Annotated in this window: 23 protein-coding genes; 15 read left to right on the top strand and 8 right to left on the bottom strand. The window is 71.1% G+C overall.

Annotation, left to right across the window (positions count from 1 at the left end):
• Positions 1 to 71: 71 nt before the first annotated feature.
• From ACZ32T_RS05665 to ACZ32T_RS05655, 3 genes are all read right to left on the bottom strand, one after another.
• Entirely contained in the window at positions 72 to 3,020 is a 2,949-nt protein-coding gene (locus ACZ32T_RS05665) for a M56 family metallopeptidase (RefSeq protein ID WP_467365512.1), read from the bottom strand.
• Positions 3,021 to 3,518, bottom strand: coding sequence for a hypothetical protein (locus ACZ32T_RS05660; RefSeq protein ID WP_467365510.1), 498 nt, complete (start codon positions 3,516 to 3,518; stop codon positions 3,021 to 3,023).
• Between the two features lie 238 nt (positions 3,519 to 3,756).
• Positions 3,757 to 5,970 carry a HelD family protein gene (locus ACZ32T_RS05655; RefSeq protein ID WP_467263404.1) on the bottom strand — a complete coding sequence of 738 codons (2,214 nt, stop codon included), beginning with the start codon at positions 5,968 to 5,970 and terminating at the stop codon, positions 3,757 to 3,759.
• 256 nt (positions 5,971 to 6,226) lie between these two features.
• On the opposite strand from ACZ32T_RS05655, the gene ACZ32T_RS05650 reads away from it, so the two are divergent.
• From ACZ32T_RS05650 to ACZ32T_RS05635, 4 genes are all read left to right on the top strand, one after another.
• The gene (locus ACZ32T_RS05650) at positions 6,227 to 7,234 is read left to right on the top strand and encodes an ABC transporter ATP-binding protein (RefSeq protein WP_467365508.1); all 1,008 of its coding nucleotides are present in this window, start codon (positions 6,227 to 6,229) and stop codon (positions 7,232 to 7,234) included.
• The gene (locus ACZ32T_RS05645; RefSeq protein ID WP_467263119.1) at positions 7,231 to 8,043 is read left to right on the top strand and encodes an ABC transporter permease; all 813 of its coding nucleotides are present in this window, start codon (positions 7,231 to 7,233) and stop codon (positions 8,041 to 8,043) included. The genes ACZ32T_RS05650 and ACZ32T_RS05645 overlap by 4 nt, the downstream gene beginning before the upstream one ends.
• Before the next feature lie 96 nt (positions 8,044 to 8,139).
• Positions 8,140 to 9,360 carry a sensor histidine kinase gene (locus ACZ32T_RS05640; RefSeq protein ID WP_467365506.1) on the top strand — a complete coding sequence of 407 codons (1,221 nt, stop codon included), beginning with the start codon at positions 8,140 to 8,142 and terminating at the stop codon, positions 9,358 to 9,360.
• Entirely contained in the window at positions 9,357 to 9,962 is a 606-nt protein-coding gene (locus tag ACZ32T_RS05635; protein WP_467365504.1) for a response regulator transcription factor, read from the top strand. The genes ACZ32T_RS05640 and ACZ32T_RS05635 overlap by 4 nt, the downstream gene beginning before the upstream one ends.
• 13 nt (positions 9,963 to 9,975) lie before the next feature.
• Here ACZ32T_RS05635 and ACZ32T_RS05630 read toward each other — a convergent pair whose 3' ends face one another.
• Both ACZ32T_RS05630 and ACZ32T_RS05625 read right to left on the bottom strand, forming a co-directional pair.
• Positions 9,976 to 10,650 carry a response regulator gene (locus tag ACZ32T_RS05630; protein WP_467365502.1) on the bottom strand — a complete coding sequence of 225 codons (675 nt, stop codon included), beginning with the start codon at positions 10,648 to 10,650 and terminating at the stop codon, positions 9,976 to 9,978.
• Entirely contained in the window at positions 10,647 to 11,753 is a 1,107-nt protein-coding gene (locus ACZ32T_RS05625; protein WP_467365500.1) for a sensor histidine kinase, read from the bottom strand. Before ACZ32T_RS05625 ends, ACZ32T_RS05630 begins: the two co-directional genes overlap by 4 nt.
• A 180-nt stretch (positions 11,754 to 11,933) precedes the next feature.
• On the opposite strand from ACZ32T_RS05625, the gene ACZ32T_RS05620 reads away from it, so the two are divergent.
• From ACZ32T_RS05620 to ACZ32T_RS05590, 7 genes are all read left to right on the top strand, one after another.
• On the top strand, positions 11,934 to 12,575 hold the full coding sequence (locus tag ACZ32T_RS05620) for a hypothetical protein (RefSeq protein WP_467263106.1): 642 nt from the start codon (positions 11,934 to 11,936) through the stop codon (positions 12,573 to 12,575).
• Between the two features lie 219 nt (positions 12,576 to 12,794).
• On the top strand, positions 12,795 to 14,030 hold the full coding sequence (locus ACZ32T_RS05615; RefSeq protein WP_467365498.1) for an MFS transporter: 1,236 nt from the start codon (positions 12,795 to 12,797) through the stop codon (positions 14,028 to 14,030).
• Between the two features lie 190 nt (positions 14,031 to 14,220).
• Positions 14,221 to 14,997 carry a hypothetical protein gene (locus ACZ32T_RS05610; protein ID WP_467365496.1) on the top strand — a complete coding sequence of 259 codons (777 nt, stop codon included), beginning with the start codon at positions 14,221 to 14,223 and terminating at the stop codon, positions 14,995 to 14,997.
• Between the two features lie 475 nt (positions 14,998 to 15,472).
• Positions 15,473 to 15,937 carry a hypothetical protein gene (locus ACZ32T_RS05605; RefSeq protein WP_467365494.1) on the top strand — a complete coding sequence of 155 codons (465 nt, stop codon included), beginning with the start codon at positions 15,473 to 15,475 and terminating at the stop codon, positions 15,935 to 15,937.
• Positions 15,938 to 16,058: 121 nt separating this feature from the next.
• Positions 16,059 to 16,679 carry a hypothetical protein gene (locus ACZ32T_RS05600; protein ID WP_467365492.1) on the top strand — a complete coding sequence of 207 codons (621 nt, stop codon included), beginning with the start codon at positions 16,059 to 16,061 and terminating at the stop codon, positions 16,677 to 16,679.
• 374 nt (positions 16,680 to 17,053) lie between these two features.
• Positions 17,054 to 17,602 (top strand): DUF6313 family protein, encoded by a 549-nt coding sequence (locus ACZ32T_RS05595; RefSeq protein WP_467365490.1) that lies wholly within the window; start codon positions 17,054 to 17,056, stop codon positions 17,600 to 17,602.
• A 3-nt stretch (positions 17,603 to 17,605) separates the two neighbouring features.
• A complete protein-coding gene (locus ACZ32T_RS05590) occupies positions 17,606 to 17,974 on the top strand; it encodes a hypothetical protein (RefSeq protein WP_467263093.1) in 369 nt (122 codons plus the stop codon).
• A gap of 100 nt (positions 17,975 to 18,074) precedes the next feature.
• Here ACZ32T_RS05590 and ACZ32T_RS05585 read toward each other — a convergent pair whose 3' ends face one another.
• On the bottom strand, positions 18,075 to 18,881 hold the full coding sequence (locus ACZ32T_RS05585; protein ID WP_467365675.1) for a DUF6357 family protein: 807 nt from the start codon (positions 18,879 to 18,881) through the stop codon (positions 18,075 to 18,077).
• A gap of 50 nt (positions 18,882 to 18,931) precedes the next feature.
• Positions 18,932 to 19,372, bottom strand: a complete 441-nt coding sequence (locus ACZ32T_RS05580; RefSeq protein WP_467263091.1) for a hypothetical protein — start codon at positions 19,370 to 19,372, stop codon at positions 18,932 to 18,934.
• Positions 19,373 to 19,613: 241 nt separating this feature from the next.
• Here ACZ32T_RS05580 and ACZ32T_RS05575 point away from each other — a divergent pair, with 241 nt between their 5' ends.
• Both ACZ32T_RS05575 and ACZ32T_RS05570 read left to right on the top strand, forming a co-directional pair.
• The gene (locus ACZ32T_RS05575; RefSeq protein ID WP_467365488.1) at positions 19,614 to 20,015 is read left to right on the top strand and encodes a VOC family protein; all 402 of its coding nucleotides are present in this window, start codon (positions 19,614 to 19,616) and stop codon (positions 20,013 to 20,015) included.
• 129 nt (positions 20,016 to 20,144) lie between these two features.
• Positions 20,145 to 20,540: a hypothetical protein gene (locus tag ACZ32T_RS05570; RefSeq protein WP_467263086.1), complete on the top strand. Its 396-nt coding sequence runs from the start codon at positions 20,145 to 20,147 to the stop codon at positions 20,538 to 20,540.
• A 108-nt stretch (positions 20,541 to 20,648) separates the two neighbouring features.
• Here ACZ32T_RS05570 and ACZ32T_RS05565 read toward each other — a convergent pair whose 3' ends face one another.
• Positions 20,649 to 21,092 (bottom strand): ATP-binding protein, encoded by a 444-nt coding sequence (locus ACZ32T_RS05565; protein ID WP_467365486.1) that lies wholly within the window; start codon positions 21,090 to 21,092, stop codon positions 20,649 to 20,651.
• A 157-nt stretch (positions 21,093 to 21,249) separates the two neighbouring features.
• Between ACZ32T_RS05565 and ACZ32T_RS05560 the strand changes: the two genes are divergently transcribed.
• A complete protein-coding gene (locus ACZ32T_RS05560; RefSeq protein WP_467365484.1) occupies positions 21,250 to 22,095 on the top strand; it encodes a helix-turn-helix domain-containing protein in 846 nt (281 codons plus the stop codon).
• Entirely contained in the window at positions 22,092 to 22,283 is a 192-nt protein-coding gene (locus ACZ32T_RS05555; RefSeq protein WP_467365482.1) for a DUF397 domain-containing protein, read from the top strand. Before ACZ32T_RS05560 ends, ACZ32T_RS05555 begins: the two co-directional genes overlap by 4 nt.
• The last annotated feature ends 61 nt before the right edge of the window (positions 22,284 to 22,344 follow it).

Raw genomic sequence — 22,344 nt, 5'->3', positions numbered from 1 at the left:
CTTCGAGCGTCGGGCGTGCGTGGGCGTGGGCGGCCCGGCTTCCTGTTGGCAGAACGGGCTCTGAATTGCCCTCAGGAGCTGTCCTTGGCCGGGTCCTGGGCGGTGTGGTCACAGAGGGCGTCCGAGCCCGTCGCGGCCGGGCGCAAGGTGCCCCGGTAGCCGCCTTCGCGAAGGATTCCGTCGATCCCGGCATTGACGGCCCGTGCGCAGCGGGTGGCCGCTCGTAGATTGGCCAAGGCGTCCAGGAGGGCCCGGGGATCGCGTGCTTCCAGTGCTCGGGTGCAGCGGCTGCTTCCGGTATCGGCCCAGGTGACCATCTGATGCCAGTCGGCCCGTACGGCCGGGTCGGCGGGCACGCGGAACCACAAGGTCTCGAACCAGGCGGCCGTCGTCCAGTCGTCGCAGACCGGCGGAAGCTCCCGGTACAACGTGCCCCAGAGGTCCTCGTCCGCCTTCGCCGCGCGGAGTGCGGTGGTCAGTTGACGGTCGTACCAGGTCACCGCGTCGATGAGAACGTCGCCGCGCAGGCGGTACCAGGCCCTTATCTGCCTGAGGCGGGTGTCCTTCGACAGCGCCGGGTCCGGAAGGCCCCAGCTCTGCACGAGGTTGCGTTGCTCGGTGACGGCATCGGTGGTGAGCCCGAGCTGGTATCTCCGGACGGCTCCGTCCGTCCCGGTGGCCGCGACCGCCGCCGCGCACAGCAGACCCACCGTGAGGAGCCGGGGGCGGGACCCTTGGACCCGCGCAGCCGTCTGTCCGGTGACGCGCGCGTCCGGTGGCCGTCGGCGGCGGAGCACACCGGTGACCAGAGCGATGATGGCGGCGGTGAGCGCGGAGAGGACCAGGGTGTTGTTCAGGACGAACGTGAACGGGAACAACGGCCGCCACCAGGCCGGCCGCCAGGCGCAGCTGTCCGACAGGACGTTGAGGGGGGTGACGCAGCCGTCCAAGGACACGAGCACGGTCATGGCGGTGAGCCCCAGTAGGGCTGCCGACTGGCCGGCTATCAATGCTCCCAGCAGGCGGTAGCGCCTGTCCGCGGTGCTCCCAGCGGCGGCGGCCACGGCTGCGGGCAGGCACAGTGCCGGCACCAGGAGGCATGTGTACCGCAGGGCGTAGAGGCCGCCCCGCGCCTCCGGAACCGGTTGTCCGGTGTGGACGTACGCCTGGACGCCCACGACGGCCAGGCACGCCAGTGCCCCGCCCGCCAGTCCGGGGCGTACGACCTTGCGCAGCGACGCCATGGGCTCTTCCCGCAGAGCCGCCCGGGTCGGCTCCCAGCCGGGGCTACCCGCTGCGGGGCCCTTCGCCCACGCGAGCAGGGGCAGGACCCACAGGAGGGTGATCACCAGGGCGCCCATCGGCGTGTCCGCGACGCTGCTCAACTGGGGCAGCACCGTGGTGATGCCGGGAACCTCGCTCAGGTCCCCGGCCGGCTCCGCGGAGGGAAGCCACCGCAGAACGCTGCGGGCCATCATCTGGGCGCTCGGACTGTCCCTGTTCAGGTTGGTGGCACCGGCGAGCAGCCACCACGTGAGCCACGCCGTCATGGCAAGGGACGAGACAGCCGCACAGAGCGCGAGCGCGGGGCGCAGAGTCCGGCCGCGCGAGGCACTCGTCCACAGACGCGCGCACTGCGTGACCCACCATCCGAAGGCCGCCCCCGCCGTCACCGGCACGAGCAGGACCAGCGGTCGCTCCGGGAGCCAGGACCAGCCGGCGCCGAAACCGCTCAGCACCAGCCCGACCGACATCCCGGCCCCCAGCCAACCGCCGGCCGGCGCTCCGGACGGCACTCGGGAACCGGTCAGCAGGGCGTACGCAACAGACCGCCACAGGGCGACGACGAGCACGCCGGCCACCAGCGCACCGGGGACGACGACCAGGAACACCATCAAGTTGTTGGTGAAGTTGACGTGGTACAGCGCGATCTGCCGGGTCACCTGGGGCACGGCCATGACGGGGACGATGCCGAGGAGGAAGAGCGGCAGGAGCGCGGTGTGGAACAGGGGCGCGGGGTCGGCGAGTGCCCCCTGGCGCAGCCCCCAGCGCGGGTGTGTGTGCCACAGCTCAAGGAACGAGTCGAGAGCGCGGTGTGCCGCACTGCGGTGCGGCGTGTCGGTGACGGACCAGCCGCGTGGGTCCGCGCCCCAACGCACGGCGGTCAGGTCGGCGTAGATCTCCCGGCTCCGCAGGGTGTCCGAGCGGGAGAGATACAGCAGCACGACCATGACGACGGACAGTGCCGCCGACCGGTCCAGCCTTGGCATGTCGCCGTCCGCAGCCATCCCGTACGCCACGTACGCCAGGCAGAGCACGTACGGCAGCAACACCAGGGCGAGGAAGACGCGCCACAGGGACACCGTGAGGTAGGTCAGGGTGACGTCACGGTTGGCGATGTGGGCGAGCTCGTGCAGCAGCACCGCCCGGAACCGCTCCGGATCGCTGTTGCGGACGACGAGCAGGCCGCCGTGAAGACAGACCACGGGACGGCGGGTGCGCCCGAACACCACCGCGCCGACCGAGGTGGCCGCCGGGTCGATCACCAGCCGGGGCAGTGGCGTCACGCCCGTGTCGGCGCACATCCGGCTGAGCTCGGCGAGGATCGCCCCGTCCGTGTCGACCGACTCCAGCGGCACGACACGGCTGTGACGGGCCTTCCACCGCGGCAGCACGGCGAACAGCAGCCCGGCCATGGCCATCAGCAGCACGGGCCAGCCGGCCAACTGCCACCACGGCGGCGCGGGTGCCCAGACGGATACGCAGTACCGGGTGGCTATGCTCTGGCCGCTGATGCTGAGCGTCGGGTTCCAGTAGCTGCCGTCAGCGGGGTCCACGCCTGCGGCGAGGCGGCATCCGGTCAGATCCCCGTCGGCCAGGACCCCGATGACCTCCGCGATCATGGACCCGGCGGCGGTCAGCATCAGAAGCAGCAGGGCGACGAACCGGGGGCCCGTCCCCGCGCCCAGGACCTTCTCGTCGATCCGGAGCCGCCCATCCGCTCCGAGCCCCGGGGACACCTAGTCCTGCCGGGTGGCCGGGCCCGTGGCGTCCGGCTCCTCCGGAGGCTCAGGCGTCGGCGGAGGCGTCTCCGGCTCGTCGGACAGAACCAGCCGGGCCACCACCGCATCAGCGATCTCCTCGGCCCGTTCGGCCGGGAGCCCACGCTGCCGGGCAGCCGCGAGGATGAGCGCCCGGACTCGGGCCATCTCATCGCGCGTCATCGCGGGGACCGCTGCCGACGGGGCCGGCCGTCGTAACAACCGCCCCAGCATGCCCGTCAACTTTTCGGAGACGGTGTTCCCCATCTGCTGTGCCACCCCGTTGAGCACAAGCCACACGACGGGTGTCACCAGCGCGGCGACCTCTCCGATCCCGAAGCCCAGCGGTTCGCGACGCCCGTCCCCGCCGCTCAGCCGCCGCACCACCGTGGCGTCGTCGAAGCGGCACAGCCCCTCCATGAGCGGCAGTTCCTCCGGCGCGACGCTCTCCACGACCGAACGCACCAGATCGCGCACCGGGTACAACTGACCCTCGCCGCGCCTGTCGGTTCCCGATACCACTCGCCCCCGCCCTCCCGGCCCGCACGGAACCGGGCCTGACCGATCCACTGTGGCACGGCGACTGACGGCCCAGCAGGACTTTCGGCAACGAGGAACGCCCGCGATCGGGGTGCTGCCCCCGGCGGACGGGACGACGGGCGGGGCCGGGGCAGCTGGCCGGTGCCGACCCTCGCGGAGCCCTTCAGGCACCCCCTCAGCGCAGCGACGCGGGCAGCTCCTCCCGGTGGACGATGCCCAGCCGCTGCGTGGCGCGGGTCAGCGCCACGTACAGGTCGCTCGTCCCGAACCTTCCGGGCTCCACCACCAGCACGTGGTCGAATTCGAGCCCCTTGGCCTCACGCGGACCCAGCAGCACCACGGGGCGGGTGAGGTCGGGTTCGGCGCCCGGTGTGATCCCGTCGAGCGGGGCCGCGATCTCGTCGTGCAGCTCGCGCGGCGCGATCACCGCGAGGCGCCCCTCCTCGGGCGTCAGCTCCTCGACGGCCCGCGCCACCGCGCCCGCCAGATCGGCGCCGGAATCCCGCGTCCACGGCGTCTCGCCGGTGGACCGCACCGAACCGGGCGGCTCGAAGGACGGGTCATCGGACCGTACGACCCTGGCGGCCAGCTCCATGATCTCGGCGGGCGTACGGTAGTTGACCCCCAGCCGCACGTGCTCGAAGCGGTCGCCGACATACGGCTCCAGGATCTTCTCCCACGAGCCGATGCCCGCCTCCTCGGACGTCTGCGCCGGGTCGCCGACCAGGGTCAGCGAGCGGGTCGGCGACCGGCGCATCAGCAGCCGCCAGGCCATCGGCGACAGCTCCTGCGCCTCGTCGACGATGATGTGCCCGAACGCCCAGGTCCGGTCGGCGGCGGCGCGCTCGGCGGCACTGCGGTGGTCGGCCTCCTCGTGCCGCTCCGCCATCCGCTCGGCGTCGATGATGTCGTGGGCGGCCAGTATCTCCGACTCCTCCTCGTCCTCGAACTCGTACGTCTCCGAGCCCCGGGACAGCTCCAGGACACCCTGCGCGTAGGCGACCCGCTCCTGTCGCTCCGCCTCGGCGGCGGCCCGCTCGGCGCTGTCGTCGGACCCGAGCAGCTCGGCCGCCTCGTCGAGGAGCGGCACATCGGCCGGGGTCCACTCCCTGTCGCCGGGGGCGCGCCGGATGGCCTCCGCGTCCTCGTCCGGTACGTACACCGGCTCCGCCAGATAGTCGGCGAGGAAGTCCTCGGGGGTGAGCAGCGGCCACAGCTCGCCGACCGCCGCGTGCACCTCCTCGCTCGTGGCGACGCTCTTGCCGAGCTGGGCGACGTCGTCCGGGCCCAGGAAGTTGGGGCCGCCGTACGGGTCGGCGCCGATGCGTTCGGTGAGCTGCCTGGTGAGCGCGTCGATCACCTGGAACGTGAAGTACGGGCGGGCCAGGTTGTGCGGCAGCCTGGTCTCGCGGGCCGACTGCCGTGCCTCGTAGGCGATCTCCCAGTCGAGGATCAGGTCGCCGTCGTCGTGCGGGATGACCAGGGGTGCGCCCGGCTCGGGCAGCCCCTGCCGGTCGCGTACGGCGAGGGCGAGGGCCTCGGCCATCTCCGCACCGCCCTTGACGGCTGCCGCGCGGGGGGTGTCCGTGGCGCGGGCGTGGACCCCGGGGAAGAGCTCGGCCTGGGTGGCGAGCATGACGCCGGTCTCGCCGAGCGCGGGCAGCACCTCGCCGATGTAGCGCAGGAAGGCCGGGTTGGGGCCCACGACCAGGACCGCACGCTTGGCCAGCAGCTCACGGTGTTCGTACAGCAGGAACGCGGCCCGGTGCAGCGCGACCGCCGTCTTGCCGGTCCCGGGGCCGCCCTCGACGACGAGGACCCCACGGTGCGGGGCGCGGATGATGCGGTCCTGCTCCGCCTGGATGGTCCGCACGATGTCGCCCATGCGGCCGGTGCGGGCGGAGCTCAGCGCGGCGAGCAGCACGGCGTCACCGCTCGGGTCCTCGAAGCCGCTGCGCTCGTCGTCCCCGAGGTCGAGGATCTCGTCGTGCAGCTCGGTGACCGTGCGGCCCTCGGTGGTGAGGTGTCTGCGCCGGCGGAGTCCCATCGGCGTATGCCCGGTCGCGAGATAGAAGGGGCGCGCGACGGGTGCCCGCCAGTCGATCAGAAGGGGCGTGTGCTCGGTGTCGTCCTCACGAATTCCGATACGGCCGATATGGTGCGCGGCGCCGTCGCGGAGATCGATCCGGCCGAAGCACAGCGAACCGTCCACCGCATTCAGGGCGGCCAGCAGGCCGGAACGCTCGGAGACGAGCACATCGCGTTCGAGCCGGGCCTGCAGGCCGTTCCCCACCGGCGTCAACGCGTCCTCGACGCGCTGAGCGGTGACCCCGCGCAGCTCGTCGACACGGTCGTAGAGCCGGTCGATGAATTCCTGCTCCTTCTGCAATTCGACGTTTCCGCGAGTTGACAAAATCGCTCCCTGCCGGATATAGTGTTTCTAGTGGCCCCTGGTGAGGGGCCTTTTCTGTGGGCACACAGAACCACTCAATATACGTGAGTAAATCCCCGTCCCGCAATTCAGGACGGGGATTTTCTGTGCCCGGCGGTATGACGCCTGTCATGCGCCCCCATGACAGGCGTCATACGGACCCGATGACACACCGCACTGCCGTCCGGCCTCTGCCGCCGGGAGTGTGGAGGACATGAACCCAGTCATCGAAACCATCGGACTGAAACGGAGCTACCGGGGCTTCGAGGCCGTACGCGGCGTCGACTTCACGGTCGCCCGCGGGGAGCTCTTCGCCCTGCTGGGAACCAACGGGGCCGGCAAGACCTCCACGCTCGAACTCCTGGAAGGCCAGGACACCCCCAGCGGCGGGACCGTCCGGGTGCTGGGCCATGACCCGTTCCACGAGCGCAGGGCCGTACGGCACCGCATCGGCGTGATGCTCCAGGAGGGCGGCTTCCCGCCGGAGCTGACGGTCCTGGAGACCGTACGGATGTGGGCGGGCTGCACGACCGGCGCCCGCCCCGCCGACGAGGCACTCGAACTGACCCGTCTCTCCGACCGGCGCACGGTCAGGGTCAAGCAGCTCTCCGGCGGCGAGCGCCGCCGCCTCGACCTCGCCCTGGCCCTGCTCGGCCGGCCCGAGGTGCTGTTCCTCGACGAGCCGACGACCGGCCTGGACGCCCAGTCGCGCCGGGACACCTGGGAGCTGATCCGCGAGCTCAAGGCCCAGGGCACGACCGTGCTCCTCACCACGCACTACCTGGAGGAGGCCGAGCAGCTCGCCGACCGGCTGGCGATCATGCACCAGGGGCTGATCGCCACCACCGGCCGGGTGGCCGACGTGGTGGCCGAGCGGCCCTCCCGGATCAGCTTCCGACTGCCCCCTGACCGCTTCCTCGGTGAACTGCCGCCGCTCGCGTCGATGGGCGTGACCCGGCACTCCGACGAGGGAGGAACCGTGCGGCTGGAGACCCGGGACCTCCAGCGCACGACCACCGAACTGCTCACCTGGGCCCACCACGCGGGCGTCGCCCTGCACGCGCTCGACGCCCGTTCCGCGTCGCTGGAAGAGGCCTTCATGGAGATCGCCAAGGGCTTCGACGACGCCGAGGGCTTCAAGAACGCCGGAAACGCCGAGCACACCGGAAACGCCCAGCACGCCGAGGACTTCGCGAACGCCGGGAAGCGGGAGACACGATGACGACGACAGCGAGCGTGACACGACCGGGGACGACCGCGCCCGCGCGCAGCGGTGCCCCCGCCCGGCTGGCCGCCCTCGGCCGCGCGGAGCTGACCCTCCTGCTGCGCAGCAGGGCCGCGCTGGTCACCGCACTCCTCGTGCCGGCCGTCACGGCCTTCGGTATGCGGGGCATGGTGAAGGGCCTGGACCTGGGCGGCACCGGCCTCTCGATCGCCACCGTCCTGCTGCCCGGTTCGCTGGGCCTGGCGCTGATCTTCTCCGTCTACTCGAATCTGGTCGGTGTGTACGTCACGCGCCGGGAGAGCCTCGTGCTCAAGCGGCTGCGTACGGGGGAGGTGCGCGACTGGGAGATCTTCGCGGGCGGAGCGCTCCCGGCTCTGATGCTGGCGCTGGTGCAGTGTGTCCTGCTGATCATCGGCCTGACGGTGGTCCTGGACGCACCCGCACCCGCGGCGCCGCACCTGGTGGTCCTCGGCCTGCTGGTGGGCGGGGCGATGCTCGTGGCCGCGAGCGCGCTGACGGCCGCGGTCACCCGGACGGCAGAGAGCGCCCAGCTGACCTTCCTGCCGTTCTGGCTGTTGAGCATGGTCGGCTCCGGGATGTTCGTACCGCGTGGAGTACTGCCGGGCGTGGCAGGAGACATCAGCGCCTGGCTGCCCTTCTCACCGGTGATGGACCTCCTCCAGGGCGGCTGGACGGGCAGCCTCGGCGGCGGTGACCAGATCCGCCTGCTGCTCGCCGCCCTGGCCTGGACAGGTGTGGCGGTCCTCGGAGTGCGGCAGTGGTTCCGTTGGGGCCCGCGCGGCTGACAGCGCGCCATGGTCCACGCGGGCGCACGGACGCCGACCGTGCGCGTGAGGGCGTACGCGCCCGCACGGACGACGAAGTCGGGGACCATGAGCACCATGAGCACCATGAGCGTGGAGGACTGGGTGGAGAGGCTCGGCGGCCCGGACGGCCCCGGCCGGTACCGCCGCTACGCGGTGAGCAGCGTGGGCTTCATGTCCGTCTGCGAGGTGGGGCTGTGGACGATCTGGGTCGTGCGGGGCGATTTCGGGGTGCTGGTGCCGGCGACCGTGATCGTGCTGGGCACGGCGCACGCCGGAGTCCAGCTGCTGCTGTGGCGCTCCGCCCTGCACCACTACCTCGCCGTCGGCCCACGGCCCTACCGGCTCGTGGCGGTGTACACGGCCGTGACCGTGGCCACGGCGGCATGGGGATGCGTACTGCTGTCGTCCGGCCGCATCGAGAACGGCGACCTGACCGCCTTCATGCTGTGGTTGCTGATGTTCTACGCGGGACCGCCCGTGCTGGGACTCGGACCCCGCACGGGGTCGGCCCTCGTGGCGGTCGTTTCGGTGGCGTCCGTGGCAGGGGCGGCCATGGCGGGGCTGACGGGCGAGGACTTGCTCCTCCTCATCGGCGCGACCACGGTCATGGTGCCGTTCATGGCCGTCGCGTCCCTGGCCTCCGGCTGGGGTGTGCGGCTCGTCGAGGAACTGGTGGCCGCCCGTGAGACGCAGACACGCCTGGCAGTCGCGGAGGAACGCCTGCGCTTCGGCCGGGACCTCCATGACGTACTCGGCCGCAACCTCGCGGTCGTGGCGCTCAAGAGCGAACTCGCCGCAGAGCTCGCGCGGCGCGGCCGGCCCGAGGCGGTCGACCACATGGAAGAGGTGCAGAACATCGCGCGGGAGTCCCAGCGGGAGATCCGCTCGGTGGTCCGCGGCTACCGCACCGCCGACCTCCACACCGAACTCGCCGGAGCGCGGTCCGTCCTGGAGGCCGCGGGCATCGACTGCCGCATCGAATACGGGCCCGCCGACCGCCTGCCCGCCGATGTGCAGTCGGCCCTCGGCTGGGTGGTGCGCGAGGCGACGACGAACGTGCTCCGCCACGCGCCGGGCGCGTCCCGCTGCACCATGTCACTCCGTACGGCGGATCCGGCCACGGCCCTGCTCGTGATGGAGAACGACGGCGCGTCCGCAACGGAACCCGGCACCGGCACGGGCCTGGCCGGACTGAAGGAACGCCTGACCGCGCTGAACGGCACGCTGGCCTTCGAACAGCACTCCGGCGGAGTCTTCCGCCTCACCGCGCGCATCCCCTGGGAGGAAGCCGAATGATCAGGGTCCTGTTGGCGGACGACGAGCACCTCATCCGGGGCGCGCTCGCCTCCCTCCTCACCCTGGAGGACGACATCACCGTCGTCGCACAGGCCGGAACCGGCGACGAGGCCCTGGCGATGGCGACGGCGCACCGCCCCGACGTCGCCGTGCTCGACCTCCAGATGCCCGGCCTCGACGGCGTTGCGGTCGCCGACCAGTTGCGCGCCGCCGTGCCCGGCTGCGCCGCGATGATCGTCACCAGCCACGCCCGGGCGGGAGCCCTGAAGCGCGCGCTGAGCGTGGGGGTGCGCGGCTTCGTGCCCAAGACGGTCTCCGCGCAGCAACTGGCGCAGATCATCAGGACCGTCCACACCGGCGGCCGCTACGTCGACCAGGAACTCGCGGCCGACGCCATCGCCGCCGGCGAATCACCCCTGACTCCCCGGGAGGCGGAAGTCCTGTCGTACGCCGAGGACGGGGCCCCGGTCGCGGACATCGCCTCCCGCGCCTCGCTGTCCAGCGGAACGGTCCGCAACTACCTCTCGGCCGCGGCGATGAAGCTCGGCGCGGAGAACAGGCACGTCGCCGCCCGCATCGCCCGCGAACACGGCTGGCTCTGACACGCGAGGAGGCCTACCCCCGTGGTGCCGGACCGGCCAGGCCGCTCTCCCAGACCCAGGCGGCGATGCCCACCCGGTTACGGGCCTTCAGCTTCGCCTGGACGTTCGCGACATGTGTCTTGGCGGTGCCCGCCGAGATGAAGAGCCTGTCGCCGATCTCGGCGTTGGTGAGTCCTTCGGCGACCAGCCGGGCTATTTCCCCTTCCCGGGTGGTGAGAGGCGACGGTGCCGTGGGCGCTGCCGGGGCGGGGGCGAGGGTCCGGAGCAGCCGGACGGTGACCTGTGGACCGATGAGGAGGTCCCCGGCCATCGCCGCCCTGACGCCCTCGATGAGCAGCCCGGGTCCCGAGCGCTTGAGCAGGAACCCGCAGGCGCCGTCGCGCAGCGCCGTGCGTACGTAGTCGTCGTGGTCGAAGGTGGTGACGATCAGGACGCGTGTCGGGTCGGCCACGCCGGGGCCCGCGAGCCGCCGGGTGAGTTCGAGGCCGTCCAGGCCCGGCATCCGGATGTCCGCGACGACCAGGTCGGGGCGCAGGGTGCGGGCCAGACCAAGAGCGGTGACGCCGTCCGGTGCCTCGCCGACCACGGTCATGTCGGGCTGCGAGGTGAGGATCAGCCGGAAGCCGCCGCGTATGTCCTCCTGGTCGTCGGCGATCAGGATGCGGGTGGGGCCGAGGGGCGTGGTCATCGGGTCTCTTCCGGGAGCGTGGCGGGCAGGACGGCGGTGAGCTGCCAGCCACCGTCGCCGTACGGGCCCGCCGAGAGGGTGCCGCCGAGGGCCCGGGCATGCTCGCTGAGCGCGGGAAGGCCGAGCCCGCCCCGGGGACGGCGGGCCGGAGCCGGACCGGCACCGCGGTCGTTGGTGACCCGGATTTCCACGGTGGTGGCCGTGGGGGTGAACGCGACGGTGGCGCGGGAGGCGTCGGGGGCATGCCGGCGGATGTTGGTCAGTGCCTCGACGACGATGCGGTAGGCGACGGCGCCGGCCTCGCGGGAGAGCGCACCCGCGGCCCGGGGAGACAGGTCCAGACGTGCTTCGGTGGCTCCCGCGGAGGTGAAGTTCTCTATGAGTCGGGGGAGTCGGGACACGTCGGGGAGCGCCTCGGTGGTGGGTGCCTCCGCACCGTGCAGCATCTGTACGGTCCGGTCCATCGCGGCCAGGGCGCTCAGACCCGCCGTTTCGATGCGCTCCAGGGCGATCAGGGCGCGGGAGGGATCGGTGGCGGCGACGAAGCGGGCGGCCTGCGCCTGGACGACGATCCCGCTGATGTCGTGGGCGACGAAGTCGTGCAGGTCGCGGGAGAGCTGAAGGCGTTGGGCCCGCCGGGCTTCCGCCACCGCGCTCCGGCGGCGGAGGTCCTGGCGGCGGGGGTAGCCGCCGGCCGCCACCGAGGCGGCCACGGGAAGCAGCCAGAAGGCGGCGACTCCGGTGGCTTCCAGGAAGGACTCACCGGCGATCAGCGGCAGCGGCCACAGGGACACCGCGAGGGCGGCCGACGGAAGGGCGTGAGCGACTTCGCGCTGGGGTGACCAGCGGGTGACCACGGCCAGGAGCAGCAGTAGGGCGGCGGACTCCACCAGCTTCCAGCCGGAGCCGAGACCGGCCGTCGGCAGGGCGAAACTGGTGATCAGGGAGAGGGCCGCGCAGACCGTGGTCGGCAAGGCGAGACGGCTGAGCCGCTCACGGGCCGTGGCACGGGGAACGGCAACGGCCCACACCAGCGTGCACGCGGCCACGACGGACGGCGCGGCGTCAAGCACCGTGAAAGCCGGGCCGGTTGCTTCCCACATGACGGTCAGCGTACGGGCGGGTGGGCCGGGCGGCTCTCTGCCCAACGGCATAGGGAGGCCGGGCGGCAACGCGATCGCTCTGCCGATCGGCGGATGGGATCCGGAGGCGCAGGAGGTGAGGCTTGAGCCGTCCGACCGAACAGGCCGGCACACAGTCCCTCCACTCCACGGGAGTTCACCATGCGCAACACCGCAATCGGCGCCACGGCGGCCGTCGCCCTCCTTGCCGGGCTGGTCAACGCCGGTCCCACTGCCGCGGTTCCGGCCGCGTCCGTCGAGAAGAAGCCGGCACGGGCGGCCGGCGTCCATGGGGAAGGACGCATCTTCTACATCGAGTCACCCGACGACGACATCCGTTTCGCCATCCGTGCCGAACAGAAGCCGTTCACCCGGCCGTTTCCCCCCGAGGCCCCCGAGGGGCTGTCCACGGACGCCCGGGGCACGCTGAAGTTCTCCCACACCTCTCCGGGCGGAGCCGCCGGGTGGGCTGAGGCCCGGGTGGACTGCCTGGTCACCAGCGGCCGGACGGCGACCCTGACCGCGGTGGTGACGAAGTCGAACGTCGGGGACATCGGCGCCCGGCTGGGAATCAGCGTCCAGCAGGGCGGGAAGGGCGAACCGGACCGGCTCGGCTTCTCGTGGGGTGTGGTGAACGCCGACCCCGGGCACGTCGACGAGAACGGCCTGCCCGTAAGTCCGAGAACGGGCACGTGCATGGCCCCCGCGCCCTTCACGACCGTGGTCAAGGGCGGCTTCGAGGTGGTCCACGCCGAGATCACCAAGTCTCCCGCGCAGCCCGGGACGGCGGACCACCGTGGCTGACGTCCTGACTGCCAGGACGCTCGTACCGGCCGCACCGCAGGTCCCCGCTGCTCGCGGTGTCTCCTGCCGGAGTCGCCGCCGGGGGCACTGATTCCGGCCGTCGGCGGGCCGTGGAGCGAGCGGGTCCGTTCCTGCTCCCCCTAGGAGTGTACGTTTGTACATACTCATCCGGGGTCGGCGTCCGCCCCGGCCGTGCACTCCTGAAAGAGCGCGTCACTGATGGACCTGGCCACACGCCGCCGCCGAGCGGCACTGTTCCTCTTCTTCCTCATACCCGGCCTCTCGATCTCCTCATGGGTGACGCGGACCCCGGACATCAGGGACCAACTGGGCGCGTCGACCGCCGAGATGGGGCTCGTCCTCTTCGGTCTCTCCGTCGGCTCCATGCTCGGCATCCTCACCTCCGGCCCGCTGGTCGCACGCTTCGGCACCCGGCCCGTCATGGGCGTGGGGACCGTGCTGATCATCGCCGGAGCGGTGGCCATCGGCTGCGGTACTCCGCTCTCCTCCGCCCCCACCGTCACCGCCGGGCTGTTCCTCTTCGGCGCCGGGATGGGCGGCGGAGAGGTGGCCGTCAACATCGACGGCGCGGAGGTCGAGCGGATCACCCGCCGCACCGTACTGCCCACCCTGCACGGCTTCTTCAGCCTCGGCACCGTCGTGGGAGCCGTGCTCGGCATCCTGTGCACCGCGGTCGGCTTCCCGGTGCAGTGGCACCTGGCCGCCATGGCCCTGGTCACGGCCGGGATGTTCGCGTACGCCATCCGCTCGATCCCCGCCGGCGTCGGCAGGACCAGGAACTCCCGGCACTCCGAGGGCGGCACCGCGCCGGCCCGCCCCGCGGTGTGGAAGGACCGCCGCCTCCTGCTGATCGGCGGCATCATCCTCGCGATGGCGCTGGCCGAGGGCGCCGCCAACGACTGGCTGCCCCTGCTCATGGTCGACGGCCACGGCGTCGACCCCGCCCTGGGATCGGCCGTCTACGCGGGCTTCGCCGCGGCCATGACGCTCGGCCGCTTCTGCGGCGGCTTCTTCATCGACCGCTTCGGCCGAGCCCCCGTCGTCCGGGCCAGCGCCCTGTCCGCGGCCATCGGGCTCACCGTCGTCATCTTCGCCGACTCACCCGTCCTGGCGGGCGCTGCCGTCCTCTTCTGGGGCCTGGGCGCCTCCCTCGGCTTCCCCGTCGCCCTCTCGGCGGCGGGCGACTCGGGCCCCGACCCGGCGGCCCGGGTCAGCCTGGTGGCGATGATCGGCTACATCGCGTTCCTCGTCGGGCCTCCGGGACTGGGCTTCCTCGGCGACCACTACGGGCTGCGGTCCGCCATGATCGTGGTCCTCGGATTCGTAGCCGTGGCCGTCTTCCTCGCGCCGGCCATCGCCCCCCGCCGCACGAAGGCCGGCCCGGCCCCGGCCCCCACCCCCGCCCGGGGCGAGGAGCCGGCACCGGAGAAGTAGCGCCCCACATCGCGGAGGGCGGGGCGTCGGGGTAGCGGTGTCCCGTGCTCACGACAGGAGTGTCATGACACCGTAACCCCGCTTCCCAGGGGGGCGCCGCACCGATCAGGATGGTGATCGACAAGGCAGGGACCAGCCGGAATGACCAGTCCGGCCCGGCCACATCACCATCAGCAGGGGGAGCCCCACCATGCTTCGCACGCACCGCCGCAAGTCCGTCCTCGCCGCCGCGGCCCTGGTGGCCACGACGATGCTTCTGACCGCCTGTCAGGGAGAGGACGGCGGTAAGCCGGCCGGGGCCACGGTCTCGGACTCGGCCGCCAAGGGGAAGTCCGACGACGGCGGGAGCGGCGACGGTGCCGGCAGCGAGTCCGCGTCGGGCGAGAAGAGCTCGAAGAGCGGCAAGGTGTCGGGCAAGTGGGTCGGCACGGTCTCCTACCTCGCCCCCGGCAAATACACCGTCACGGACGCGAACGACGCGGTGCAGGCGTTCTTCATCTCCGAGGACACCGACATCGAGGGCGCGGGCAAGATCTGCGGTGACGCGAACGGCCAGGCCGCCACGCCGTGCAGCGAGGAGGAGCTCGAAGCCGCGGCCAAGAAGGGGTTCGGGGCGACGGTCGACGTCAAGGACGGAGTGGCTGTCAGCATCGTCGAGGACCACACCGACAGCGGCACCGGTACCGGCGACGGTATGGGCGAGGGCGAGAAGTCGGGGCTCTTCTCCGGCACGCTCGGGTACATGGCCCCGGGCAAGTACTCCGTGAGCCGCGACGGTAACGAGCGTGCGTTCTTCACCGCCACCAGCACCGTCATCAACGGAGCCGGCTGGATCTGCGGTGACGCGGAGACCGTCACGCCCTGCACCGAGGAAGACCTCGAAGCCGCAGCCAAGAAGGGCAGCGTCGCCGTCGTCGTCCAGGTCGAGGACGGGGCCGCCGTCACCATCGACGAGGAGCACAACTGATCGCGGACCCGAGCGGGGCAACGGGGTGACGTGCTCCCCACGACGCTCCGCGACGGCACCTTCCACGAACTCCGAATTCAGCGTCCGGCCCGACGGGAACGCGGCCCGTCCTTCCCGTTCACGGATCCGGTGCCGTCCCCGATCCCTTCGGCTCCACTGTCCCGCCGCCCTCGACCTGCCTCATGCGCTGGTCGACCGGGCCACCATGCTCATCGTCATCGCGAGGCTGACCGCCGCTGCACGCCCCGCCCCCGCCGCACCAACGCGCGCTTGTCGGTCCGGCGTGTCTGCGCAAGCACGACCCCCTGGCCGGGCATCAGTTCCGTAACCCGCTTCGGGCCGCGGGCCGCGGGCTGCGGAGGGACCGAATTCTTACTTTGTCACAGCGGGGCAACCGCTCCGCACGTCGCGGGAACCACGTCCGCCCGCTGGATAAGGTCCCCCGGAATCACTGGTGAATCATGAGGGGGTTTTCATGAGGTTCAAGCGTGTGGGCCGGTTCGGTACGACAGGCGCGTTGGTCGCAGCTTCGCTCGGCGCCTCGATCGTCTTCACACCGTCGCCGGCATCCGCGGAGAGCGCGTGGGAGTGCTACGGCACCGCGGTCAAGCGGTGCGCCGCCGTCTGGTGGGACGAGACGGCCGACACCTACCGGGCGCGGGCGAAGATCACCGACGTCGCCGGCGGCGGCAGCTACCAGGTCAAGGTCACCGACGTGAAGCTCCAGCGCTTCAACGGCAACGGCTGGGTGACGCTGCGGACCACGAAGGACTACGACGGCTGGAAGGACACCGAGGACCTGGCGGGTGCCACGAGCGTCGATCCGTGCAGGTGGCCGACGTCGAGTTTCGGTGTGGTGGCGACGTTCAGCTGGAAGGGCGCTTCCTCGGGCGAGAAGACCTGGCGCCCCAACAACTCGTGGGCGATGCTCTGCGACTGAGTACCCCCGTACGCGTCCGTCCCGCGCCCCGGGGTGCGGGACGGACGCGTACGGCTGCGAGGCCGGAACCCTGGCGGATCGCCGACCCGGCATTGTCAGTGGCCGGTGGCAGGCTTACAGGGTGCTGATCGAGGGATATGACGCTCCGCTGGTCGCGGGGGAGCCGCTGCTGGCCCGGCGGGGCTTCTGGTCGAACCACCTCCTGGCGATGTGCGGTGAGGGGACGGGCACCGGGCGCGCTTCTCCGGAATGGTTCGGCGACGACGGTGCTGATACGGATGCCTTGTCGGAGACCCTGTTCGACCCCGGACGGTGGCCGGTGTTCCGTATATCCGCCGCGCACGGCCCCGGAGCCGTGCTGATCTACCGCAACCTCGTCGGCGACTACGGCATCGACTACCTCCTCACCCACCCGGACCGGAGCGGCGCGCAGCGGACCGTCAGTCGGGAAGGAGGGGTCCTGGGCGCCGGGCTGCCGTGGCGGGACCTGGTCCGTATGGCCGACCATCCGTGCCCCGCGTCGGAAGGAGTCGAGGACGCCGCCGCACGGCTCCTGCTGACCCTCCCCCTCCTCGACGACCTGGAGGTGCCGGAGACGGCGCCGGCAAGGCTCGGGGCCGCCCTGGTTTCGGCCGGAGCGCCGCAGGGGACCGCGCCGGAGACGGCGGAGCGACTGCTCGCCCATCTCATGGGACGGCCCCGGCACGAATCCGCGTGGCGCTCGCCGCTGAGCGGCGGCTGAAGGGGAGAGCGAGCCCGGCGCCGTCGCCGGGCGGGCTGACCGGCGTCGCCGGGCGGGCTGACCGGCGGACCCTCGGGCAGGTCTGGCAAGTCCAGGAGGTCCAAGAGGTCCGGCGATGGCCCAGCGAGGATCGGAGGCGACGCACGACCCTTATCCTGACCTTCGCCCTGGCGAAGCCGACTGCGGCAGCCGGGGAGCACGACGGCCGGTGGCCGCGTGCCGGACACAAAAGACCAGCCGGGGGGCGATAGTCGGTGCACGGCCCTGTTCCTGTCCCGAGTCACCTGGATCTGCCGCCAGGCCGGTCCGGGCTCACGGCGCGCCTGCGCCGCACCTGGAGATCGCGAAAGGCGCTGAAGGGCGTCACACAGTGGGTGCTGGACTGGGGCGTCCCCATCGCCCTCTGCCTGCTGGTGCTGTACGTCTTCGCCGCCAGAGCCGGCAGCCCGACCGGCGTGTACGAGGTCTTCACGCTGATCGAGGCGCCCAAACACACCCTCCTCTGGGCCCTGTCCCTGCTCGGCTGGCTCCTCGTCCCGGCCCTCATCGGTGGCTTCGCCGGACATGTGATCACGACACGTATCGGCAGCGTGAAGTCGATCTCCGCCAACTCCCTTTTCCGGCAGCGCACCTGGGGCCAGCGGCTCAGGCCGCCCGGGCTGATCGACGACCTCCGGCCCTACTTCCACGGCAACCACGCCAGGCAGGAGTTCGTCGACGCCTGGGTCCGGGTCGCGCACCGCAACGACTGGAAGCGGGCGCAGGACCACTGGGAGGTCTACGTCCGGGACATCATGTCCACTCCGCAGTACGCCCATCTCGACCGGCGCGAGTGCCTGCGCCAGGCGCAGAACACCAGCAAGATGGGATTGCTCTTCACCGCCCTTGCGGGACTCTGCATCGTCTGCGAAAGGAGGCGGTAGACCATGCGCGGAGAGGACGCCGTCGAGATCGTGAAGGTATCCCTCGCTCTGGCGTTTCCGGCGGCCAGCGTGGAGGGCCTTGCCCGGGCAGCCGAGACAGTGGTCCGCTGGGGGGCCGAGGACGCCGCCGAGCACCTGGACGAACCCCTGACGCAGCGCATGCTCCTGGACCTGCTGCAGGTCGCGGGTCTGTCCGAGGAAGGCTACGCGCCTGCCGACCCGCAGTGGCCGAACGCGGACATCCCTGCGGCGGACTACCGGACCTGGTCCCGTACGGAGTTGATGGACGACAGCGTCGACTTCCTCCCCCGGCCCCCGGACGAGCCCCCACCGCGCGGGCCCAACCCTCGCCCCGGCCCCCGGACGGGCTGACGGGGCGGTGCTGTCCGGACCGGTGCGCGAGGGGCCCGGGCCCGCCGGCGACCGGTCGGCCGGGCCGGAGGGCGCCGAGGATCGTGGCCGTAGTGCCTGGTCAGGACCACCGTTCGAATTCGGCGTCGAGGCGCACGTCGGTGCGCACCCAGACTTCGCCTTCGGCGGCCTCGGCCGGGGCGTCGACGCGTTCGACACCAAGGAATTCGATCAATTTGAGCAGCTCGGCTCGTTCAGCGCGGTCATCGCCGACATCATGCGAGTCGAAGAAGACGTAGTACTGGTTGCTCGGGTCCACGATGCCCGAGTCCGCCCAGATCCGGGCGACTTCCCTGATTGCCGCGGCCTCGGTCGTGACAGTGGCGGCGCGGGTGGCGCCGCGGGTCTCCGGTGACGCGTCGAGGTCGGCGAGGTCCGAGAACCACTGGCCGAAGTGGTCGAGGCCGGCATATCCGTTCTCGAAGAACAGCATCGCGCTCGGCAGGTAGCGATTGGCCCTGTCGACCTGGAGATATTCCGACCGCGGCTGCTCCGCCGCTTCGATCCGGGCGATCACACCTTGACCGGGCATGAGCACCAGGCTTTGACCGGCCGGTTCGTCTTCGATGGTGTAGGTGTCGGACTCCCGACCGCGGAAGAACGCGGAGAAAGCTACGTAGGCTTCCTGGGGGTCGCCCACGGAGACCTGCTGATGGTCACCGTCACCGCCGACGAAGACGAACTGCTTCGGTCCGGATGCGTAAGGGCGAGCCATAGTTTTCCTTCGTTCCAGAGTTGACCGGCGCGAGCTGCGAACTGGCTGACCGCGCCTGGCTGCGCGAACGTCCCGACGGGAAGCCGGCCGACGATGGACGGGAGCCGCACCCCGGTCGATGAGCGGGAGCGCATCCAGGCCGCGGGGCGGCACATGCCGCGTTCCCGGCTCGGCCCCTGTCACGGGTGCGGCCCCGCCGATGGTCAGCGGCGGCCTGCGGACAGGATGACGAGGAACTGACCGCCGCCCGGTTCGATGTCGGCCGTCACCGGCAGTCCCGGCACCAGTCGGGAGAACCGGTCCACCAGCCAGTCCGCGGCCTCTTGGGCGTCCCGCTTGGTCGGACAGCGGCCCACCATCTCGCGACCTCCCTTGCGCTCCAGCCTTCCGGCAACGGTGATCAGCGGCGCGGGTTCGACCACGTACAGGTGGTCCGGCCAAGCGATGGCCACCTTGACCGCACCCTTACGGGTGTTGCATCCGCGGTGGGCGAGCCGTTCGGCGACCTTGGCCTTCCGGTCGGCGGTCCGGCTGTCGACGCTGGGACCCCGCGGGTCGTTCACCGACTCGTCGGGGTCGACCGCTTCGTCACACACCCAGCAGCGCCAGCCGTCGCGCTCGGCCACATCATCAAGGAGACTCATCCGAGCAAACTAGCCTGCTCGACCGTCACTCCGCGCTCCAGGGCCCGGCACGGTCTTGATACCGACCAACATGCGGCAACGCCCGGCAATCAGCGACACCGGTGCCTCGAACCGTGTGGGTGCCGGTACGTCGCGGGTCCGCCAAAGCGTCGGGGCAGGGGGCCCGAGGGGCATCACGACGTCGACGGGCGATCCTGGTGGGTCCGGGCCGTCTCCACCGGCCCCTGATTAGGCTCGCCCCATGCTGAAACTCGGAATCCCTGTCATCGGTGTCACGGACATCCCCCGCGCAGTGGCCTTCTGGACCGAGGCGCTGAATCTGGTCGTCGCCGAGGAGTGGGCGAGCGACACATGGCGGACACTCCAGTACCCCGGCAGCCCGGGACGGGCCCTCGGCCTGATGCGGAGCGCTTCCCCGGCCGAGCCGCGCCCCCGTATCCACCTGGACCTCTTCGCGGACACGGCCGAGGAACAACAGGCGGAGGTGCGGCGCCTGATCGGCCTCGGCGCGCAGACGGTCGACTGGGACCTGTACCCGCCGGACCCCGACTTCGTCGTGCTCGCCGACCCGGACGGCAACATCTTCTGCGTGGTGGACCTGAGCCACGCACCCAGCGGCAGCGGCCCGGAGCAGACCCCCTGACGGACCGGCCCCGTCGCCTACCAGCCGCTCGGTGACACGGGTACCTGGAAGGTTCCAGGTACCCGTGACGGGCGTACGCCGCCACGATGGGCGATGTCACAGTGTCGGTCGTCACGGGGGAGAAGCACCATGAAGAAGCGAAGCCTGCTGGTCACGATGGCGTTGACCGGTGCCCTGGCGGGCGGGGGCCTGGCCGGCGCCACGTCCGCGAGTGCGGCCACCTGCTACGGCAGCTACAAGTCCTTCTACAAGTCGGACGGCAATCAGTACCTGCCGACCGGCAACAGCTACTGGTCGGCGACCAGCAACTGCGCCGACATCAACATCCAGATCCCGGACGCCAAGAGCGTGAAGGTCTGCTTCTACAAGAAGCCCTCGGGCAGCCTCAACTACTGCCAGACCAACTACAAGACGACGAGGGCGAACGAGTGGACGACGATCGCCACCGACGTCAACGACGGCACCATCTTCCGCTTCAAGTTCGCGGACGCCGACTACAGCCGCTTCGGCTTCTACGCATCCTGAGCCCAGGGCCCTCGGGCGAGGCTTCCACCGCACCGGCGATACGCGCGGGTGCGGCGGAGGCCTCGCCTCATCAGGCGTCGGCAGGTACGCGTGCGACCCGGCCCCGGGCTATCCGGCCGCCGTGGACAGGGCGCACTCCGCCCAGACCGTCTTGCCAGGACCCACGCGGTCATGAACGCCCCAACGGGTGGCGAGGGCGTCCACGAGGACCAGCCCGCGACCGTGGTCCTCGCCGGAGGCCGGCACGACGAGGGCGGGCCGGGCCGAGTGGGTGTCGGAGACCTCGATACGGATGACGCCCCGGGCGCGGTCGTAACGGAGGACCAGGGCGAAGTCCCTGCCGGGCACGCGGCCGTGCAGGACGGCGTTCGCGGCGAGCTCGGCGACGACGATCGTGACGGTGTCGTGGTCGTCCGTACCGCGGGGGTGCCCCCACTCGGCCAACTGCAGCCCGGCAAGCAGGCGGGCGAGGCGGGCTCCGCGTCGCGTGGCGGAGAAGCGCTGCACGAACAGGCGTGTGGCGGCGGGGGAGTGGGTGTGAGGGGCTGGCATGGCCCCAGCCTGGTGCGGAGACGATGCTGAGCGGCAGGCACGGCGCCGATACAGATCGGCTTGTACTGGCTCACGCGCTGGACTGGGAGGGTCACTGTACGTAACTCTTGCTCGTGGCCCACAAGCGGGCGCAGCGCAGCGGGAGAGGTGGCCGGGCATGGCTTCGGACAACGGCGGGGGACACTGTGGCGAGCCGGAGTCCTCGGACAGCCTGAAAACGTTCGGAGCCGTGCTGAAGGCGCTGCGCGACGAAGCGAACCTGACGCAGGAGCAGTTCGCACCGCTGGTGCAGTACTCGGTGGCGTACATCGCCAAGATCGAGCAGGGCAAGCGATTCCCTCCGAGGGACTTGCTCGACCGCTCGGAAGCGGTGCTGGGGCCCGCGGCGGCGCGGGTACTGGCGGCGGCGGCGAGGAGTCTGACGCGGAAGGTGGGACTGGCGTCCTGGTTCCTGCAGTGGGCGGCGGTCGAGGAGGATGCGGTCTCGCTCCTCTCGTACGAGTCCAGCGTGATCCCAGGCCTGCTGCAACCGGAGCCGTACATCCGTGCGCTTTTCGAGCGCCGCCTACCGCCCCTCGCAGAGGAACAGTTCGAGCATCAGGTCACCGCCCGACTGGAGCGGCAGCGTCTCCTGGCGGAGCGGCCGAACACCACCTTCAGCTTCGTCATCGAACAGGCCTTGTTGGAACGCCGCATGGGAGGCAACGAGATCACGCGTGTTCTCCTCGACCACCTGCTCGCGGTGGGCCGCCTGCGGAACGTGGAGATTCAGGCCATGCCCCTGATCCAGGAGGACCACTCAGGGTTCGAAGGCCCACTCTCCCTTGCCGAGACGGCAGAGAACCGGTGGGTGGGATATGTCGAGGCCCATGACAGCAGCATGCTGATCACCGACCCGAAAGCCGCAAGCGCGATGCTTCAGCGCTATGGCAAGATGCGGTCGCAGGCTCTGAGCCACCATGCCACCACGGGTCTGCTGGAGCAGATGCGAGGAGCGCTATGAGCACTACCGAACTTGCCTGGTTCAAGAGCAGCTACAGCGGTGGCGGCGGCGGCAACTGCGTGGAGATCGCCTTTACTGCCGAGGCCGTGCTGATCCGGGATTCGAAGGAAGTACGGAGGCGCGCATTGACGGTCTCTCCTCACGCGTGGTCCGCGTTCAGGGCGCTCGCTGCCGACTCGCGCGTCTGAATAGGCGCCGGGGTGGCCATAGACCACCTCGACAAGATCGTCGAGTGGCGGAGCGGCAGCG

This window comes from Streptomyces sp. NPDC023573, from assembly GCF_055559735.1.
Note: the sequence above shows the minus strand (reverse complement) of the source record. Positions and strands in the feature narration are given on the sequence as shown.

What these genes read in the sequence shown, in the direction of transcription:
- ACZ32T_RS05650 (WP_467365508.1), top strand. Translation starts at nt 6,227, where the DNA reads ATGAACCCAGTCATCGAAACCATCGGACTGAAACGGAGCTACCGGGGC.
- ACZ32T_RS05645 (WP_467263119.1), top strand. Translation starts at nt 7,231, where the DNA reads ATGACGACGACAGCGAGCGTGACACGACCGGGGACGACCGCGCCCGCG.
- ACZ32T_RS05640 (WP_467365506.1), top strand. Translation starts at nt 8,140, where the DNA reads ATGAGCACCATGAGCGTGGAGGACTGGGTGGAGAGGCTCGGCGGCCCG.
- ACZ32T_RS05635 (WP_467365504.1), top strand. Translation starts at nt 9,357, where the DNA reads ATGATCAGGGTCCTGTTGGCGGACGACGAGCACCTCATCCGGGGCGCG.
- ACZ32T_RS05630 (WP_467365502.1), bottom strand. Translation starts at nt 10,650, where the DNA reads ATGACCACGCCCCTCGGCCCCACCCGCATCCTGATCGCCGACGACCAG.
- ACZ32T_RS05625 (WP_467365500.1), bottom strand. Translation starts at nt 11,753, where the DNA reads ATGTGGGAAGCAACCGGCCCGGCTTTCACGGTGCTTGACGCCGCGCCG.
- ACZ32T_RS05620 (WP_467263106.1), top strand. Translation starts at nt 11,934, where the DNA reads ATGCGCAACACCGCAATCGGCGCCACGGCGGCCGTCGCCCTCCTTGCC.
- ACZ32T_RS05615 (WP_467365498.1), top strand. Translation starts at nt 12,795, where the DNA reads ATGGACCTGGCCACACGCCGCCGCCGAGCGGCACTGTTCCTCTTCTTC.
- ACZ32T_RS05610 (WP_467365496.1), top strand. Translation starts at nt 14,221, where the DNA reads ATGCTTCGCACGCACCGCCGCAAGTCCGTCCTCGCCGCCGCGGCCCTG.
- ACZ32T_RS05605 (WP_467365494.1), top strand. Translation starts at nt 15,473, where the DNA reads ATGAGGTTCAAGCGTGTGGGCCGGTTCGGTACGACAGGCGCGTTGGTC.
- ACZ32T_RS05590 (WP_467263093.1), top strand. Translation starts at nt 17,606, where the DNA reads ATGCGCGGAGAGGACGCCGTCGAGATCGTGAAGGTATCCCTCGCTCTG.
- ACZ32T_RS05580 (WP_467263091.1), bottom strand. Translation starts at nt 19,372, where the DNA reads ATGAGTCTCCTTGATGATGTGGCCGAGCGCGACGGCTGGCGCTGCTGG.
- ACZ32T_RS05575 (WP_467365488.1), top strand. Translation starts at nt 19,614, where the DNA reads ATGCTGAAACTCGGAATCCCTGTCATCGGTGTCACGGACATCCCCCGC.
- ACZ32T_RS05570 (WP_467263086.1), top strand. Translation starts at nt 20,145, where the DNA reads ATGAAGAAGCGAAGCCTGCTGGTCACGATGGCGTTGACCGGTGCCCTG.
- ACZ32T_RS05565 (WP_467365486.1), bottom strand. Translation starts at nt 21,092, where the DNA reads ATGCCAGCCCCTCACACCCACTCCCCCGCCGCCACACGCCTGTTCGTG.
- ACZ32T_RS05560 (WP_467365484.1), top strand. Translation starts at nt 21,250, where the DNA reads ATGGCTTCGGACAACGGCGGGGGACACTGTGGCGAGCCGGAGTCCTCG.
- ACZ32T_RS05555 (WP_467365482.1), top strand. Translation starts at nt 22,092, where the DNA reads ATGAGCACTACCGAACTTGCCTGGTTCAAGAGCAGCTACAGCGGTGGC.